Origin of the sequence: Devosia sp., from assembly GCF_017307565.1 — a bacterium.
GTDB lineage: Bacteria > Pseudomonadota > Alphaproteobacteria > Rhizobiales > Devosiaceae > Devosia.
Window position 1 is genome coordinate 1 of sequence record NZ_JAFKHD010000252.1, and the last position, 1,322, is coordinate 1,322.

General features: G+C 61.7%; 1 protein-coding gene. It reads right to left on the bottom strand.

What is annotated here, in order from left to right; translation table 11 throughout:
* Positions 1-71: 71 nt before the first annotated feature.
* Positions 72-1,322 (bottom strand): chemotaxis protein CheA (locus J0I64_RS08255; protein ID WP_291407112.1); only part of this gene is annotated, 1,251 nt, incomplete at its 5' end.

Sequence of the window (1,322 nt, forward strand, 5' to 3'; positions counted from 1 at the left end):
CTCACACGCGGCTGGCAGCCGCTCTTACTCGCAGTTCGGCGCGGCGAACCGCCGCCGCGCCACCCGGCCAACTAGGCCGCGTTCTGATGAATCTGGTGGGTTCGAAGCCCCTGAACGTCGACGATCAGCGCGACATTGCCGTCGCCGAGGATCGTGCCGCCGGCAATGCCTTCGACCTGCTCGAAGTTCTCTTCCAGACTCTTGATGACAACCTGCTGCTGGCCAATGATGTCATCGACGACAAGTGCCACCTTCTGGCTGCCCTCGCTTTCGCACAGCACCACGAACCGCTCGTCGGAAGCCTTGTTCGAATACATGCCGAAGCGCTGGGCGACATCAATAACCTGGACATATTCGCCGCGCACCTGCAGCACCTGGCCGCCGGAGGGGACGCGCTCGAAAACGGCGCCCGAGCACTGCATGGTTTCAACGATCGAGGACAGCGGCACCACATAAGGGCTTTCGCCGACCTTGACGAGCATGACATCGAGCACGGCCAGCGTCAGCGGCAGGCGCAGGGTGACGCGCGAGCCCTTGCCGGTCCAGGAGCGGACATGCACGGAGCCGCCGATCTTTTTGATGTTGGAGAGCACCACGTCCATGCCAACGCCGCGGCCGGAAATATCGCTTACCGCATCCGCCGTGGAGAAACCCGGAGCAAAGATGAGCTGATCGATCTGCTCGTCCGTGGGCGTGATATCAGGCGCAACGAGGCCCTTGTCGCGAGCCAGCTGCAACACGCGTTCGCGGTTGATACCGTTGCCATCGTCTTCGACGACGATGAGAATATTGCCGCCAGCCTGTTCGGCCGAAAGGCGAATGGTCCCGATCTCGGACTTGCCGCGCGCCTTGCGCTTTTCCGGGTCTTCGATTCCGTGGTCGGCCGAATTGCGGATCATATGGGTCAGCGGATCGGAAAGCTGCTCAATGACGGTCTTGTCGATTTCGGTGTTTTCACCGATCGTTTCGAGCTTGATCTTCTTGCCGGTCTTGGTGGCAAGTTCGCGCACGAGGCGCGGCATGCGCGAGAAGACCGATTTGACCGGCTGCGCGCGAATGGCCATGACCGAATCCTGCAGGCCGCGAGTGGTCTGGGCCAGCACTTCGAGGCCGCGCACCAGTTCGGTATAACGGGCGCGCAGATTTTCATCCATCTGCTGGGTCAGCATGGACTGGGTGATCACCAGTTCCGAGACCATGTTGACCACGCGGTCGACCTTGTCGAGATCGACGCGGATCGACTGGACCCCGGTGCTGCGGTTGCTTCCTTCTTCGCCACCTTCTGTACTGGCAGCAGGCTTGGGGGCCACTACCGGCTTGGG